The organism is Marinobacterium aestuariivivens (assembly GCF_042661465.1).
GTDB classification, from domain to species: domain Bacteria; phylum Pseudomonadota; class Gammaproteobacteria; order Pseudomonadales; family Balneatricaceae; genus Marinobacterium_A; species Marinobacterium_A aestuariivivens.
Genome location: NZ_JBHSWE010000001.1, coordinates 5,344,964 through 5,360,258, shown reverse-complemented (window position 1 = coordinate 5,360,258; position 15,295 = coordinate 5,344,964). Strand labels below are relative to the sequence as shown.

Here is a 15,295-nt window from a genome sequence, read left to right as displayed (position 1 = left end):
GAGTGAAACGACGTGATCTGTTAAAACTTTCCGCCGCAGGGCTGCTGGCGGTTCCCGGAATGGCACTGGCGGACAGAATCGCTGAGCTGCCTCGGCTGCGGCTGGAGCTGCGGCGGGAGCAACGCCACTGGTTTGCGCCCAGCGGTGATCCGGTGGCGCTCTGGGGCGCCAACCGGGACCTGCTGCGCCTGCACCAGCACCAGCCGATCGAGATCGAGGTGATCAACCTGCTGCCCGAGCCGACGACCCTGCACTGGCACGGGATGCGGGTCGACAATGCGATGGATGGCGTCAGCGGCCTGACCCAGGCGCCGATTCCGCCCGGGGAGCGATTCCTGTACCGATTGACACCTCAGGATGCCGGGACCTTCTGGGCGCATGCCCACCATCGCACCTACGAACAGCTGGCGCACGGGCTTTACCTGCCGTTGATCGTCGAAGAGGCGGAACCCTATGCCGCCGACCGCGAGCAACTGCTGGTGCTCGACGACTGGCGGCTTGGCAGGGACGGCCAGCTCGATACCGGCTCCCTGGGCAATCTGCATGAGTGGGCCCATGGCGGGCGCATGGGCAACATCCTGACCGTCAACCGCCAGCACCGGCCCCGGCTCGGGGCCCGGGCCGGGGAGCGGGTCCGACTGCGGCTGCTGAATGCCGCCAATGCGCGCATTATGGTGCTGCAGCTGCCCGAATGGCCAATCTGGATTCTGGCCAAGGACGGCCAGCCGCTGGCAACACCGCGCGAGCACAAGGGGCCGCTGGTATTGTCGCCCGCCGAGCGCTATGACCTGGTGCTCGACATCCCCGAAGACGCAGAGGGCGGCCATTCGCTCTATCACCTGGCGCACGACCGCCCGCTCGAAACCGCACTCCTGCAGGTCTCGGGGTCGGCGGGGACCGCCGCGCGGCCCGCACCGGCGCCCTTGCCGGCCAATCCGCTGGCGTCTTTGCCGGCAAGGGCGCCGGATCATCATCTGCAACTGGATATGACCGGCGGCGCCATGGGGTCGTTGCGCCAGGCGGTTTACCGGGGACAGATGCTGGGTATCGACGCGCTGGTGCAACAGCGCCAGATCTGGGCTTTCAACGGTGTCGCCGGCCTGCCGGAGCAGCCGCTGCTGCGCGCCAGGCCTGGAGAGCTGGTCGAAATCGAGCTGCACAACGACACCCGCTGGCCCCACGGCATGCATCTGCACGGCCATCATTTCCTGGCCGAGTCCGGACTGTACCCGTCCGGACTCTGGCACGACACTTTACTCATGGCCAGGGGCGACCGGGTACCGATCCGTTTCGTCGCCGGGAACGAAGGACGCTGGCTGCTGCACTGTCACATGATCGAGCACCAGGTCAGCGGCATGGTCAGCTGGATCGACATCAGGGCCTGAACAGGAGGGCTGCACTATGTTTCATGACTTCGACTGGATGATGTACGGCCACGGCTGGGGAATGCTGCTGTGGCTGTTGCTTTTGATCCTGCTGTGCTGGGCACTGGTCCGGTTATTCTCAGGGCGCGACGGCAGTGACCGACCGCGGGAAAAGACGGCCAGGGAGATACTCGACGAGCGGTTTGCCAAAGGCGAGATCGATGAGGACGAGTACCGGAAACGGCTGGAGGTTTTGAAAGAGGACTGACTCATCGCGAGGTCACGATCATTCCACCACAGCTATGTCGTCAGGCTCCAATCTCGGGGCATCGGTTATTCCCGTCTGGCCACCAAGAGCCGAGTAGAGTTCGAAGGCTTCATGCTGGGCTTCGAAATCAATGCCCAGCCCGAAGGTGATCCCGAGTGTCCGTTCAAGTTCATCGAAATCGTGTTCTGTGTTCATGTCTGAACCTTGTCGTCCTGGCAGCCAGTTGAGCAAGCTTGTTATCTGTGGTGAACCTATCCGCGAAGCAATTAAGGCCTGCGTCTGATCCCGTTGCAGTCGGCACATAGGTACAGGAGATATTTCATTCGTTTGCCACATTTTGGTGCGGCGATAGAAGTGGGTTTGTCTAAACCATAAAAGTCGGCAGGGGTTGAGGAAAAGAACAGCCTTCGAAAGGCTACTCGAGTCGCGATTGATGACTGTACCTGTGAATGAATGCTGTTTGTTACTGACCAACATTGGCTGTCAAAGCTGTTTTTCATCATGGAACTTTCACCCGAGCTTTCTCGGGTGAAAGTTCCAAGCCTTCCACAGTCGTTGAGATGTTATCCCTTTTAAGACAAAGTGTTAGTGGATTCATGAGATGGTAAATTCAAAACTGGCACAGAGTTCGCTGTAAACCGGTCAGAGCGACAAACAACGGTGATCCCCGCTCTCACCAAGCCAAACAACCGGAGAAACAGCCATGACCATTGCCATCAACGATCTGCACGAAAGCAAAACCCTGGATACTCAGGCTCTGGCCCGGGTCCGTGGGGGCTATATGTACAGGCCTGCCTATTTCGGCACGAGCTTCACCAACATCAAGGAGCTGACCAACATCAGCGAACAGCTCAACATCGCAGTCGGCAGCGCCGGCGTGTCCCAGGGCAACTTTAACACTGTGAGCCAGGGCGCACCCCTCATGTGGGCCATGTGACCGGCGGACGCCAACCGATGACCTCGGGGGCGAGAGCCCCCGCAGCACACAACATTCCCAGGAGCTTCACCATGTCCCTTCTCATCAACGATCTTGAAAAGAACGAACAGCTCGACACCCAGGCCATGACCCAGGTACGGGGCGGAATGGCGATCTTTGCCAACAAGCAGGTACATCATTTCGGCCCGGGGCCGAAGGGCCATGGCCCGGCCGTGATCCTGCCCGGCCACCTGTTCAACAAGAAGAGCCTGACCAACGCTTCGACCCAGCTCAACATTGTTGTCAACAGCCAGAACGTCAGCCAGACCAACAGCAATACCGTTTTCCAGTTCTGACCGATCGGCAGGTGCGCGGGGCGAAAGGAATCGCTCCCGCGCGACTGGAGAGCTCGGTCTCACGGTCCGTATGAGTACCTAACCACCCATCACCGCTTCGCCGCTATATGCGACGGCCAATTATCCATACGGACTCTGAAGCCCGTGCCCACATCGCAAGCAAATGTATACTCCCGGGCATGGAAAATTAGATGCACGGAAGCTGAGTTCAGAGCTTCAGCAACACAACCGAAAGCAGGCCATCCGCATGTTCGAAGCCGGACCTGGGCGGGAGCAGATCGCCCAGGCTGATCTGGCAACAGTTTTCCGGACACATTTTCAAGCAGCTGCTTGCAGCTCTGACTCATAATCTAGCGGACTCATGTAGTCATTGCTGGAGTGCAGCCGCACCCGGTTATAAAACACCTCGATATACTCGAAGATGGCCTGCTTCGCTTCTTCCCGTGTCTCGAAGTCCTCGTGATAGATCAGCTCGGTGAAAGAAACTCTCTGAAGGGGCGTTATCCCAACAATTTCCCTTGCGGCTCATGCTACATCGGAAGTCATGTTGTTTGAGCAACCGCTGGAAGCTATCCGAAGCATACTGGCTGCCTCGGACGCTATGGACCAATAGTCCGGCAGCGGGTCGCCGTTTCCAGATCGCCATGCTCAGCGCATCGTTCACCAGAGACGCCGGCATGCGACTGCCCATCGACCAGCCCACGACTGCCCGCGAGCAGAGGTCAATAAAGACGGCCAGGTAGAGCCATCCTTCCCGTGTCGGTACGTAGGTGATGTCACCGACGTAGGCCTGATCCGGCGTCTCTGCTGAGAAACTGCGATCCAGAAGGTTCGGCGCGACCGGCTTGTCGTGCTTCGAGTTCGTGGTCGCCTTGAACTTCCGCCGCGTCTTGCACTCAACGCCTTCCTCCTTCATCAGCCGGGCGATCCGGCGCCGGCTGACGGTCTTGTCCTCGCCGGCCAGCTTCTTCTGAATACGCCGTGTTCCATAGATTGCCCGGCTCTCTTCGTGGTGCCCACGAATCCTTGCCCTCAACGCCTCATCCTGCTGATCGCGCTGGCTGGACGGCTGGACCGCCACTCGTAATAGCCACTGCGAGACACCTCAAACACCCGACACATCAGGGCAGTGTTGAACTCGTCCTGATGGGCGTCGATGAAGGCGTATCTCAGCGAGACTCCTTGGCGAAGAAGGCAGCCGCCTTTTTTAACAGCTCACGCTCCTCCTTGAGCCGCGCGTTCTCTCGCCGAAGCTGTTTCAACTCCTCATACAGGTGCTGATCATCAACCGAGCCACCGGCACTGACATCTCGCTGAGCATGGTACTTCCTGGTCCATGAATGCAGCGTATTGACGTTGACGCCCAGCTCTCTGGCGGTCTGGGTGACCGGTTGCTCGGACTCCACCGCCAGTTTGACGGCGGCCTCTTTAAACTCAGCTGTATAGGAAGTGGCTTTCTTCTGACTCATGACACACACCTTAATGGGCAGGTGATCTTACCGTCCGGGAAACTATAGCCACTTCATCCATACGTGCGCGGCATACAGTACGTCCTGTACATAATGTGCAAATAGGTAGGGCGGGTCACACCTGCTTCGACTGAACGTGCGATCGAGCAAGACCATCCGCCGTGAACTCAAGTCGGTTTTGGATCACCTGGATTCGATGGCATAGGTTGATGCCAGCGAAGGCGACGACGGCGTGATGATCATGGTCGGGCACCGGTATTGAGGCGATGCCTGGCATGCTGGAGACGGACCTCCAAGGCATGGAGAGTGCCCCAACACATGCTGATCACCGACGTCTCGGTCTCCGACACTCACGCCGGTGCTGAGCCGTAGGCCACAGTCAGATACCGGGCGGACTCATGGCGCTATAATCGGAACTATGATAAGTCGAACGCCGTAATGCCGCTGTTTCCACTCGCGCTGGCTGCCGGTCTGCTGCCCCTGGCGGCCATCAATATCAGCTACGTGCTGGCGGCCAATGCCGGCCAGGTACCCTGGTGCCTGCCGTATATCGACAGTTGTACCTCGATTAGCGCCACCGGCCGCTTGCCACCGGCCGCTTTTGTCTTCAAGGGATTGATGATTCCCGCCGCTGTGCTGCTGGTTCATTATTGGATTCTCAACGCCTGTTGGCTCCGACGGCTGGGCTGCCAGCGTCATAGGTGGCATCGCCTACTCGTCATTCTGGGCCTGCTGGCCGGTTGCGGTCTGATCATCTATTCGACGCTGCTCGGCTCCATCGGCCCCGAGTATCGGGGGCCGCGCCGCACGGGCGTAATCGCCTTCTTCGGTGCGACCTATTTGGCGCAGTTGATCATCACCTGGCTGTTGCATGAGCGACAAACCATGCGCGTCGAGCACGGTGGACTGCTGTTTTGGCTGCTGGTCCTGATGCTGCTAAATCTGCTCCTGGGCCTCGTGCACGTGTTGCTCGGCATTGCGGCACCGCGCCTGTACGAGGCAGTCACCAATGCCTTTGCCTGGAATTTCACGCTGCTGTTGTGTTTGCACGTGCTGCTGACCGCCGAGTTATGGCGCCGCACCCGCTGGCGATTGTCCTTCAACCTGGACCAGCTCATCTGAACTGACCACCAGAGCGCTAGGCCACCGTTGGAAAATCACTGTTTGCGGCCTTTCCACAGCGCCTATACCGTTCCATTTCCTTTCTCCACCACCTTCGCCATTGCTGCTCCTGGGGCAGTAGGTTCAGCTATGCCCGCAGCACCCTCGCTGTTGCTGAACAGGTGGGCACGGCACCGAGCCGAAGGAGCAGAACACACAGCAGTCGCCCGGTTTCGGTCTTAGCAGTGTCTTGCACTGGCTGCACTCGTAGAAGAACTGGCAGGCATCTTCGGGCATGGTCTCTTTCCTGGCAAAACCGCAATGGGGACAGGTCAGTACGGACTCGAGGATGACGGTTTTCATTGTGCCATCCCTTGCACGGTTGACGGGTAGCCCGCATTCGCTGTGGCCTCGGTGAGGGCATCAGGCTGAGCCTGTTCCGGGTCGTAGGTCACGGTGGCTGTTTTCTTGTCGAAATCGATCTTGACGGTGCTGACACCCGACACCTTCTCAAGCGACAGCTTGACTGTGACGGGACACAACGCGCAGGTCATGTTCTGCACGTCCAGCGTGACCTTTTTCGGCGGGGCGGCAAACGCCGCCAGCGGCAGACCGACGAACATGGCAATCAGCAGTTTGCGCATGGCAATCTCCTTTCAGTAGAACAGTAAGGCCAGCCACGGCACGGCGAGCAGGCCCAGCAGCAGCACGGTGACGATCCAGAATATACGTCGTTGCCGCTGGACTGTGCGTGAAATGGCGCACGCAGCGCCCGGTGTGCAGGCTTGCGGCACCAGGTAGAGCTTGTGGAAGGCCAGGCCGAGGAACAGCAACGTCAGGACGATGAAGAAAGGCCGGTACGGCTCCATTGCGGTCAGGGTGCCTATCCATGTACCGCCGATACCGAGCGCCAGCAACACGAGCGGGCCCACGCAGCACACCGACGCACCAATGGTGGCCAGAACACCCGCAATCAGTGATCCTTTGCCGGTGAATTGCTTCATTGCTGTCTCCTTGAACCTGTCAGCATAGTCACTACTCTAACTCCCGTACCTGGGTACGGAATCAAGGGGATGATGGTGACAGAGCTGACCATCGGAAAGCTGGCGGAAGCGGCCGGAGTGAACATCGAGACGATCCGCTACTACCAGCGGCGCGGTCTACTGGAAGAGCCACCCAAACCGTTGGGGGGCCATCGGCGCTATGCGTCGGAGCAGGTCAGGCACGTGCGTTTCATCAAGCGGGCTCAGGCGCTGGGCTTTACTCTGGAGGAAGTGGGAACACTAATGAGACTCGATCCAAATTGTGCCTGTGCCGAGACGCAAGAATTGGCCGAACGAAAGCTGGAACTGATTGAACATAAAATGGCTGACCTTGCTGCCATACGGCAGGCGTTAAGCGGTTTGGTTAAACAGTGTGAATCAGGGGGCGATGGGGCAGACTGTCCGATCATCGACGTGTTAACCGGCGAACGATGCCCGGACGAGTGACGCATAAAGGTGTCCGCATAACGATGCCAGGGAGAGCAGCCCGAAGGCCAGACGCTTGGCTATCCTTTGAGTACGGCAGAGGAGGGTAGAACCATGTCAAAAGGCAGCAGCGGTTCGAAAGGTGGCGGTCGCGGCCCGTCCAGTCACCCCGGCCCCGGCGGTAACTGGCCGAGCACGACTCCGAACCCCTCCGGTGGTGGGCGGGGGAATGCGCCGTCGAGAGGCAAGTGAATTCATAGAACTGTCGGTGCACTGAGTGCCGGCGGACTTGACCTGCTTGCCATCCATGGGACGCTTCGCTTCGAGGGTGTTGATCGCCGGAACTTTCCTGGTGTTCATTGCGCTCGTCTTGACCGGCTGCGTTTTCATCCCTTCCTCCAGCGAGGATCCTTTCGATGCCAATGAGCTTAAGCGCCTAGTCGCTGGCCGCGCCAGCCCCAAGGAAGTCAGGAAGGCTCTGGGGGATCCTGTCGGAGTCTTCGAAGACAAGAGCTTCTACTTTCATGAATACCGAAAAGCAGGACACCTGATAGGATATTATGGCTTCGGAGTCACCGACGCGGTGCATTATGAGAGTCACATGGTAGCCGTGCATTTCAACGACGACCGCGAGGCTGAGGCGTTTGAACTCAAGACATGGGATGCCTCATCGAAACCGAATTTTTGCTTCAAATACGAGATCTGTTTCGAGGGTACCAGTTGGCTATCGCCCTTGACGCCCCCGGGTGACGACGCAGAGGCCAAACGCTTTCCTGTCGATAGTGGAACCTGCACACTCTACTACTACCGGGAGAGCCCGTGGATAGCCAACCATAACCCTTTCCAGATCAGAATCTACCTCAACCGCCATCTGGCCGGTGTCACCCACGGCAAAGGTGGCTACCTGATGTGGCGCCTTCAGCCCTATCGGTACAATCTGCGCGCCAATAGCCATGCACCGGCATACATGAACATGCGCTATTCATTTGAGTGCAATGCAGGCGAGATCCACTTCATCCGGCATATCGTGCCGCTGACTTCACGGGGACACTTGGAGTTGTCAGAAGTCGATGTCGCGGCGGGGAAAAAGGCTATTGCCGAACGGAAGCGGCTGCTGGATGTCTACGTGCCACCGAAATTGCGGCCGAGGCGGTATTATCACTTCAGGTGACAGTTCGTAGCCGGGCGAATATACAGCGTTGCACGAACTCATGAGCTGGGCTCGCCAAGATTCTGCAGTAGTTGATAAGTGGGCTTTAATAGAAACGGGAGTACGAAATAGATCACATAGAAGAGCAGAAACCACGGCAACTTCCGGAGCCCTCTATAGAGCCAATTGCAGACCCTAAAAGCCTTTTCGTGCATCCACCTGAAAACCTTCGCCGGTGTGAAAAGACATCATGACAGTGCTCGGCGATTGCGCGCCATCCATGCCTCCATCTCGGCTTCGAGGCCGTTTTGAATGCTGTCTGTGGCTGTGGATTCGGTTCTGGTGCTGGTGGTCTTTGTCGTTGAAGGGGAGGGGGTGGCTTCGAGTTCCTGCTCGCGCTTATACGCGGCGGCCAGCATTTCGTAGGCAGATGGGCGTAAACGCCGATAGGTATCCGCTACAACCCGAAGGGATTCTCTGCCAGGATTATATCGTATGCCCATCTCTTCAACTTTGGACATAATCATGCGTTCGAGCGTGCTGAGTTTTTTGGCTTTTTTAAAATACGAGTCCCAATCCATTTATTTTCCTCTTTGAAGATGATTTCCGAAGATTAACGTACAGGATTGATGATACACAAGTGTATCGATTAGGCTACATAAATTACACCCGAAGCGCATCAATGAGAAGTGATCGGGCGGCATGCGAGAAGATTGATGTCAAATCCATTAAGTAGACATCATAGATAATTGAAAAATTCATGGTGATAGGTGCAATAATTTCTGAAGGCTTGCCCGTCTGCTGGCTGCAACCGGTTCTGCGTGTCCTCTTCCACCGGCATACTCAGGGTATCAAGCACCGGAGCAGTCATATCGGCGAGGCTCCGGTTCCGTGTCTTTCGCTATAGATTCCGGATATGTTCGGGATTCCGGGGACAGTATACCTGTTACCCGGTTCATCAATGCGGGATTCCGGGGACAGTATACCTGTTACCCGGTTCATCAATGTCGGCTTTGCGCCCGTAAGCGACTCCCAAAGCCACGTTCAGGCTGACACACGTCGGCAAGTTTCCGAGTGGCCGGAGCATCTGCTTCCAGCTCCCTGCAGCTTGTGGGAGCTGGGGTTTGTTGTTGCACCCTTTGTGAAGGTCTAGCGCCATCCCCTCGGGCACAGCTGCCCCGTTACCGCCGAATCCCACGAACTATTAAAATCTCCTCTGCCCCGAGAGTCGGCTAACGTGGCTACGGTACAGGTACCATGCGGCTTTCAGCGTTTTCAACAATGGTGGGATCGATCCGATGAAGACCTGAAATCTACACGGACATGCTGCCTGAAGAGCCAATCTATTCCATTTTGGAATTCAAAGTATAAAAATAATGAATTTGTTTTGTGAAACCCGCTGCCTTAGCATGCAGGTCATAGAAGCGGGGACCTACCCGCCGTACCACGAGCAACGCTTGAGAGGAGCAGACGATGGCCGGTAAAACGCTTTACGACAAGCTGTGGCAGGACCATCTGGTCCGGCAGAACGAAGATGGCAGCGCCCTCATATACATCGATCGCCAGTTGCTTCACGAAGTGACCTCGCCGCAGGCGTTCGAAGGCCTTCGTCTGGCCGGTCGCAAGCCCTGGCGCATCGATACCAACCTGGCGGTGCCGGACCATAACGTGCCCACCACCGACCGTTCAGGCGGTGTCGAGGGCATCGTCGATCCGGTCTCGCGCATCCAGGTCCGGACCCTGGACGAGAACTGCGACACCTTCGGCATCACCGAATTCAAGATGAACGACCAGCGTCAGGGCATCGTGCATGTGATCGGCCCGGAGCAGGGCGCGACGCTGCCCGGGATGACCGTGGTTTGCGGCGACTCCCACACCTCGACCCATGGCGCCTTCGCGACCCTGGCCCACGGTATCGGCACCTCCGAAGTCGAGCATGTCCTCGCCACTCAGTGCCTGATCACCAAGAAGATGAACAACATGCTGATCCGGGTCGAGGGTGAGCTCGGTACCGGCGTCACGGCCAAGGATATCATCCTGCACATCATCGGCGTGATCGGCACCGCCGGCGGCACCGGCTACGCGATCGAGTTCGGCGGTTCGGCCATCCGCAAACTGTCGATGGAAGGACGCATGACGATCTGCAACATGTCGATCGAGGCCGGTGCCCGCGTCGGCCTGGTGGCCTGCGATCAGACCACCATCGACTACGTCAAGGGCCGGGCCTACAGCCCGACCGGCGAAAACTGGGACCGCGCGGTCGAGGCCTGGCAGGACCTGGTGTCCGATGACGACGCCGAGTTCGATGCGGTGGTCGAGATAAATGCCGCCGATATCGAACCGCAGGTCACCTGGGGCACCTCGCCGGAGATGGTCACCGGTGTCAGTGGCCTGGTGCCGAACCCGGATGCCGAGGCGGATGCGGTCAAGCGCGAAGGCTACAGTCGCGCTCTGCAGTACATGGGGCTGGCGGCCGATCAGAGGATCACCGATATCCGGCTGGACCGGGTCTTCATCGGCTCCTGCACCAACTCACGCATCGAGGACCTCCGTGAAGCTGCGGCCGTGGTGAAGGGGCGCAAGGTGGCGGCGACCCTGAAGCAGGCGCTCGTGGTTCCGGGCTCCGGTCTGGTCAAGGCGCAGGCCGAAGCCGAGGGGCTCGACCGGGTGTTCATCGAAGCCGGTCTGGAATGGCGCGAACCCGGCTGCTCCATGTGCCTGGCGATGAATCCGGACAAGCTCGGTCAGGGTGAACACTGCGCCTCGACCTCGAACCGCAACTTCGAGGGGCGTCAGGGCTTCGGTGGTCGCACCCATCTGGTCAGCCCGGCCATGGCAGCGGCGGCCGCGATCGCCGGTCATTTCGTCGATGTGCGCGAATTCGTCAAACAGTAACCGCGAGGGAGATTCCCGATGAACAAGTTTACTCAGCACCAGGGTATCGTCGCGCCGCTGGACCGCTCCAACGTCGACACCGACCTGATCATTCCGAAACAGTTTCTCAAGTCGATCAAGCGCAGCGGCTTCGGCCCGAACCTGTTCGATGAACTGCGATACCTGGACGAGGGGCAGCCTGACCAGGACTGCAGCGGCCGTCCGCTGAATCCCGACTTCGTGCTCAATCAGCCGCGCTATCAGGGCACCAGCATTCTGCTGGCGCGCAAGAACTTCGGCTGCGGTTCGAGTCGCGAGCACGCCCCTGGGCGCTGGAGGATTTCGGTATTCGCGCGGTCATCGCGCCGAGCTTTGCCGATATCTTCTACAACAACTGCTTCAAGAACGGCCTGCTGCCGATCGTGCTCGATGAGGCCATCGTCGACCAGCTGTTCCGCGAAACAGAGGCGAACGAAGGCTATCAGCTGTCGATCGACCTGGAGCGTCAGGTCCTGTGCAAGCCGGACGGCAGCGAGATCCCGTTCGACGTCGATGCCTTCCGCAAGCACTGCCTGCTCAACGGACTCGACGATATCGGCCTGACACTGCAGTATGCCGATGATATCAAGGCCTACGAGGCCAAACGCCGCGCCAGCGCGCCCTGGTTGTTCGATACCATCAAATAGGATTTTTTCAGATGAGTAAGAAAGTTCTGATTCTGCCGGGAGACGGCATCGGTCCGGAAATCGTTCGCGAAGCGCGCCGGGTGCTGGAGAGCGTCAACAGCCAGTTCGACCTCGGTATCGAGCTCGAGGAGCAGCTGGTCGGCGGGGCGGCGATCGACGCCACCGGCAAACCGCTGCCCGATGAGACGCTGGCGGCCGCCAGGGCGGCCGATGCGATCCTGCTCGGCGCCGTCGGCGGTCCGAAGTGGGACAGCATTCCCGATTTCTCGATCCGCCCGGAGAAGGGGCTGCTGGGCATCCGCTCCGCGCTGGGCCTGTTCGGCAATCTGCGCCCGGCGATTCTCTATCCGCAGCTGGCGCATGCCTCGAGCCTCAAGCCCGAGGTGGTGTCGGGCCTGGACATCCTCATCGTGCGCGAGCTGACCGGCGGCATCTACTTCGGCCAGCCCCGTGGCGTGCGTGAGAAGGAGGGCGGTATTCGCGAAGGTTTCAATACCTATGTCTACGATGAGAACGAGATCCGTCGTATCGGCCGTGTCGCCTTCGAGGCCGCCCGCGCGCGCAACAAGCGCCTGTGTTCCGTCGACAAGGCCAACGTGCTGGAAGTGACCGTGCTCTGGCGCGAGATCATGACCGAGCTGGCGAAGGAGTATCCGGACGTCGAGCTGTCTCACATGTACGTCGACAATGCCGCGATGCAACTGGTGCGCGCACCGAAGCAGTTCGACGTGATGGTGACCGGCAACATGTTTGGCGACATCCTCTCCGATGCCGCGGCAATGCTGACCGGCTCGATCGGCATGCTGCCGTCGGCTTCTCTGGATGAAAGCGGCAAGGGCATGTACGAGCCCTGCCATGGTTCCGCACCCGATATTGCCGGCCAGGGAATCGCCAACCCGTTGGCAACCATCCTCTCAGTCGCTATGATGTTACGTTATTCTCTCGATGCGGGAGAGGCCGCGGACAAAATCGAGGCGGCGGTCAGCCGGGTACTGGACCAGAACCTGCGCACCGCCGACATCATGTCCGTTGGCATGAACCGCGTCAGCACTTCCGAGATGGGAGATGCGGTACTGGCCGCACTGAACGCCTGACGAGCGTTGCCCTTTTTGCTCAGGTAAAAGGGGCTGTTACGGCCGTAACGAGAGCCGGTTCCAAGAGGGACCGGCTTTTGTGTATGGACTTTGTGCCCGGGCCGGGCAGGGATGGGGCCGGGGTCGTCATTTGTGTCACCTGGAGGGCCGGCAAAACGGTATCGGAGATCCTCGCGAGGACTCCAGCCGCCTTCCGATCAACATTGGGGTAGATAATGAAGCGTGTAGGTTTTGTGGGTTGGCGAGGCATGGTCGGTTCCGTGCTGATGCAGCGTATGCGGGACGAGCGGGATTTCGATCTGATCGATGAGCCGGTGTTCTTCACCACCTCCCAGGTGGGCGAGGCCGGCCCCGATATTGGCAAGTCCATTCCGGCTCTGAAAGACGCCAACAGCATCGACGAACTGAAACAGATGGATGCGATCATCTCCTGTCAGGGCGGCGACTACACCAAGGCGATCTTCCCGCAGCTGCGCGCAGCCGGATGGCAGGGGTACTGGATCGATGCCGCTTCGTCGCTGCGCATGGACGATGACAGCCTGATCATCCTCGACCCGGTCAACCTCGACGTTATCAAGAACGGTCTGGCCCGCGGTGTGAAGAACTTCGTGGGCGGCAACTGCACCGTATCGCTGATGCTGATGGCCCTGGGTGGTCTGTTCAAGTCCGGCCAGATCGAATGGCTGAGCTCCATGACCTACCAGGCGGCGTCCGGCGGTGGTGCGCGTCACATGCGTGAGCTGATCAGTCAGATGGGGATCATTCATGCGTCCGTTGCCGACAAGCTCGATGCCGCCAGCGCCATTCTCGAAGTCGATCGTCTGGTCGCCGAGACGATCCGCAGCGACAGGATGCCGGTCGACAATTTCGGCGTTCCGCTCGCCGGCAGCCTGATCCCCTGGATCGACAGCGCCCTCGAGAACGGGCAGAGCCGCGAGGAGTGGAAGGGGCAAGCCGAGACCAACAAGATCCTGGGTCTGTCCGAGCAGCCGATTCCGATCGATGGCACCTGCGTGCGTATCGGCGCGATGCGCTGCCACAGCCAGGCCTTCACCATCAAGCTCAAGCAGGATATCCCGGTCGACGAGATCGAGGGTATGCTGGCCGAGGCCAACGACTGGGTCAAGGTGGTTCCGAACGATCGTAACCTGACCATGCAGGAACTGACACCGGCCAAGGTTACCGGCACCCTGTCCGTACCGGTCGGTCGTCTTCGCAAGATGAACATGGGGCCGCAGTTCCTGAACGCCTTCAGTGTCGGCGACCAGTTGTTGTGGGGCGCGGCCGAGCCGTTGCGCCGTATGCTTCGGATCCTGATGGCGGGCTGAGACGTCTGTCCGTCATTGGCAGGCGGATCCCGATGGCCGGCGGACAGATACGGCGGCCATCGAAAAACTGTAGCGGGGCGCACGTTCGCGGTCCCCGCTGTCACCAGCCCGACCTGTTCGGGCTGGTCTGCGTTTGGAGATGTGATGAGTCAGACCTACAACGTTGCCGTCGTTGGTGCCACCGGGCTGGTGGGCGAGGCAATGATCGAGTTGCTGCAAGAGCGTAAATTCCCGGTCGAGAATCTCTACCCGCTGGGAAGCGAGAACTCCGCCGGCAAGGTGGTCTATTTCAATGGCAAATCCCGCCGCGTCGGCAATCTGGCGGAGTTCGACTTCGCTCAGGTGCAGATCGCGCTGTTTTCCGCCGGCAGTGAGGTCGCGGCCGAATATGCCCCCAGGCGGTCGCCGCTGGCTGTGTCGTTATCGACAACAGTGCCTGTTTCCGCAATGAGCCCGAGGTGCCGCTGGTGGTGCCCGAGATCAATCCGGAACGCATTCAGGAGCACTGCGGCATCATCGCCAACCCCAACTGCTCGACCATTCAGATGCTGGTGGCGCTGGCGCCGATCTACCGTGCCGTCGGTATCCGCCGTATCAACGTCGCGACCTATCAGGCCGTCTCCGGCGCCGGGCGCAACGCCGTCGAGGAGCTGGCGCGCCAGACGGCGCTGTTGCTCAATGCCCGCGATATCGACAACAAGCTGTTCGCCAAGCAGATGGCGTTCAACGTGCTACCGCAGATCGACAGTCTCGACGACAGCGGCTACAGCGCTGAAGAGCTTAAAATGGTCTGGGAAACCCGAAAAATCCTCGAAGATGACGAGATCGGCGTCAATCCCACCTGTGTGCGGGTGCCGGTTTTCTTCGGTCACAGCGAGGCGGTGCACATCGAGACGCGGGATCAGATCAGCGCGCTCGAAGTGCGCGAACTGCTCGAGCAGGCGCCGGGTGTCGAAGTCGTCGACGAGCCGGAGCAGGCCGGTGGCTGGGCCACGGCCGTGACCGAGGGCGCCGGCAAGGATGCGGTCTTTGTCAGCCGGATCCGCGAGGATATCTCCAGCGAGAACGGCATCGACCTCTGGGTCGTCTCCGACAATGTGCGCAAGGGGGCGGCGCTGAATGCCGTTCAGATCGCCGAGCAACTGATTCAGCCCGGACTCTGATCGATGTCAAGTGCCGGGGGTTGAAGTCTCCGGCATTCGGTGTTTCGCTGGTGGACG

16 protein-coding genes and 3 pseudogenes are annotated in these 15,295 nt (G+C 59.5%); 13 read left to right on the top strand and 6 right to left on the bottom strand.

The features are described 5' to 3' along the window. Positions 1-2 precede the first annotated feature (2 nt). Both ACFQDL_RS28075 and ACFQDL_RS28070 read left to right on the top strand, forming a co-directional pair. The gene (locus tag ACFQDL_RS28075) at positions 3-1,385 is read left to right on the top strand and encodes a multicopper oxidase family protein (protein WP_379911951.1); all 1,383 of its coding nucleotides are present in this window, start codon (positions 3-5) and stop codon (positions 1,383-1,385) included. A gap of 16 nt (positions 1,386-1,401) precedes the next feature. Continuing rightward, positions 1,402-1,632 (top strand): SHOCT domain-containing protein, encoded by a 231-nt coding sequence (locus tag ACFQDL_RS28070; protein WP_379911949.1) that lies wholly within the window; start codon positions 1,402-1,404, stop codon positions 1,630-1,632. A gap of 18 nt (positions 1,633-1,650) precedes the next feature. Here the strand turns inward: ACFQDL_RS28070 and ACFQDL_RS28065 are convergent, their stop codons facing one another. Beyond that, the gene (locus ACFQDL_RS28065; RefSeq protein WP_379911947.1) at positions 1,651-1,827 is read right to left on the bottom strand and encodes a hypothetical protein; all 177 of its coding nucleotides are present in this window, start codon (positions 1,825-1,827) and stop codon (positions 1,651-1,653) included. Positions 1,828-2,335: 508 nt separating this feature from the next. Here ACFQDL_RS28065 and ACFQDL_RS28060 point away from each other — a divergent pair. Then, positions 2,336-2,569: a hypothetical protein gene (locus ACFQDL_RS28060; protein WP_379911945.1), complete on the top strand. Its 234-nt coding sequence runs from the start codon at positions 2,336-2,338 to the stop codon at positions 2,567-2,569. 71 nt (positions 2,570-2,640) lie between these two features. Then, on the top strand, positions 2,641-2,904 hold the full coding sequence (locus tag ACFQDL_RS28055; protein WP_379911943.1) for a hypothetical protein: 264 nt from the start codon (positions 2,641-2,643) through the stop codon (positions 2,902-2,904). Between the two features lie 318 nt (positions 2,905-3,222). Here the strand turns inward: ACFQDL_RS28055 and ACFQDL_RS28050 are convergent. Further along, positions 3,223-4,373: pseudogene (locus tag ACFQDL_RS28050) on the bottom strand (IS3 family transposase). A 438-nt stretch (positions 4,374-4,811) separates the two neighbouring features. Between ACFQDL_RS28050 and ACFQDL_RS28045 the strand changes: the two are divergent. Then, positions 4,812-5,495 carry a hypothetical protein gene (locus ACFQDL_RS28045; RefSeq protein WP_379911941.1) on the top strand — a complete coding sequence of 228 codons (684 nt, stop codon included), beginning with the start codon at positions 4,812-4,814 and terminating at the stop codon, positions 5,493-5,495. A 123-nt stretch (positions 5,496-5,618) separates the two neighbouring features. Here ACFQDL_RS28045 and ACFQDL_RS28040 read toward each other — a convergent pair whose 3' ends face one another. From ACFQDL_RS28040 to ACFQDL_RS28030, 3 genes are read right to left on the bottom strand one after another with little or no spacing between them, the layout of a single operon-like run. After that, on the bottom strand, positions 5,619-5,837 hold the full coding sequence (locus ACFQDL_RS28040) for a GDCCVxC domain-containing (seleno)protein (protein WP_379911939.1): 219 nt from the start codon (positions 5,835-5,837) through the stop codon (positions 5,619-5,621). After that, complete coding sequence (merP, locus tag ACFQDL_RS28035) at positions 5,834-6,118, bottom strand: mercury resistance system periplasmic binding protein MerP (protein WP_379911937.1); 285 nt, start codon at positions 6,116-6,118, stop codon at positions 5,834-5,836. The genes ACFQDL_RS28040 and merP overlap by 4 nt, the downstream gene beginning before the upstream one ends. 12 nt (positions 6,119-6,130) lie before the next feature. After that, positions 6,131-6,478 (bottom strand): mercuric transporter MerT family protein, encoded by a 348-nt coding sequence (locus ACFQDL_RS28030; RefSeq protein ID WP_379911935.1) that lies wholly within the window; start codon positions 6,476-6,478, stop codon positions 6,131-6,133. Between the two features lie 69 nt (positions 6,479-6,547). On the opposite strand from ACFQDL_RS28030, the gene merR reads away from it, so the two are divergent. Both merR and ACFQDL_RS28020 read left to right on the top strand, forming a co-directional pair. Continuing rightward, positions 6,548-6,964 carry an Hg(II)-responsive transcriptional regulator gene (gene merR, locus ACFQDL_RS28025; protein ID WP_465264001.1) on the top strand — a complete coding sequence of 139 codons (417 nt, stop codon included), beginning with the start codon at positions 6,548-6,550 and terminating at the stop codon, positions 6,962-6,964. A gap of 331 nt (positions 6,965-7,295) precedes the next feature. After that, positions 7,296-8,114, top strand: coding sequence for a hypothetical protein (locus ACFQDL_RS28020; protein WP_379911933.1), 819 nt, complete (start codon positions 7,296-7,298; stop codon positions 8,112-8,114). Positions 8,115-8,341: 227 nt separating this feature from the next. On the opposite strand, the gene ACFQDL_RS28015 is transcribed toward ACFQDL_RS28020, so the two are convergent. Then, positions 8,342-8,674 carry a hypothetical protein gene (locus tag ACFQDL_RS28015; protein ID WP_379911931.1) on the bottom strand — a complete coding sequence of 111 codons (333 nt, stop codon included), beginning with the start codon at positions 8,672-8,674 and terminating at the stop codon, positions 8,342-8,344. Positions 8,675-9,566: 892 nt separating this feature from the next. Here ACFQDL_RS28015 and leuC point away from each other — a divergent pair. The 6 genes and pseudogenes from leuC to ACFQDL_RS27985 all read left to right on the top strand — a co-directional run bounded on the left by leuC (position 9,567) and on the right by ACFQDL_RS27985 (position 15,238). Next, positions 9,567-10,988, top strand: a complete 1,422-nt coding sequence (gene leuC, locus ACFQDL_RS28010; RefSeq protein ID WP_379911930.1) for a 3-isopropylmalate dehydratase large subunit — start codon at positions 9,567-9,569, stop codon at positions 10,986-10,988. An 18-nt stretch (positions 10,989-11,006) separates the two neighbouring features. Next, positions 11,007-11,653 (top strand): annotated as a pseudogene (gene leuD / locus ACFQDL_RS28005) (3-isopropylmalate dehydratase small subunit). An 11-nt stretch (positions 11,654-11,664) separates the two neighbouring features. Further along, a complete protein-coding gene (leuB, locus tag ACFQDL_RS28000; RefSeq protein WP_379911928.1) occupies positions 11,665-12,747 on the top strand; it encodes a 3-isopropylmalate dehydrogenase in 1,083 nt (360 codons plus the stop codon). A gap of 215 nt (positions 12,748-12,962) precedes the next feature. Then, positions 12,963-14,075, top strand: a complete 1,113-nt coding sequence (asd, locus tag ACFQDL_RS27995) for an aspartate-semialdehyde dehydrogenase (protein WP_379911926.1) — start codon at positions 12,963-12,965, stop codon at positions 14,073-14,075. Positions 14,076-14,219: 144 nt separating this feature from the next. Then, positions 14,220-14,518: pseudogene (locus ACFQDL_RS27990) on the top strand (aspartate-semialdehyde dehydrogenase); the annotation flags it as partial. Next, entirely contained in the window at positions 14,498-15,238 is a 741-nt protein-coding gene (locus ACFQDL_RS27985; protein WP_379913403.1) for an aspartate-semialdehyde dehydrogenase, read from the top strand. The pseudogene ACFQDL_RS27990 and the gene ACFQDL_RS27985, both read left to right, overlap by 21 nt. The last annotated feature ends 57 nt before the right edge of the window (positions 15,239-15,295 follow it).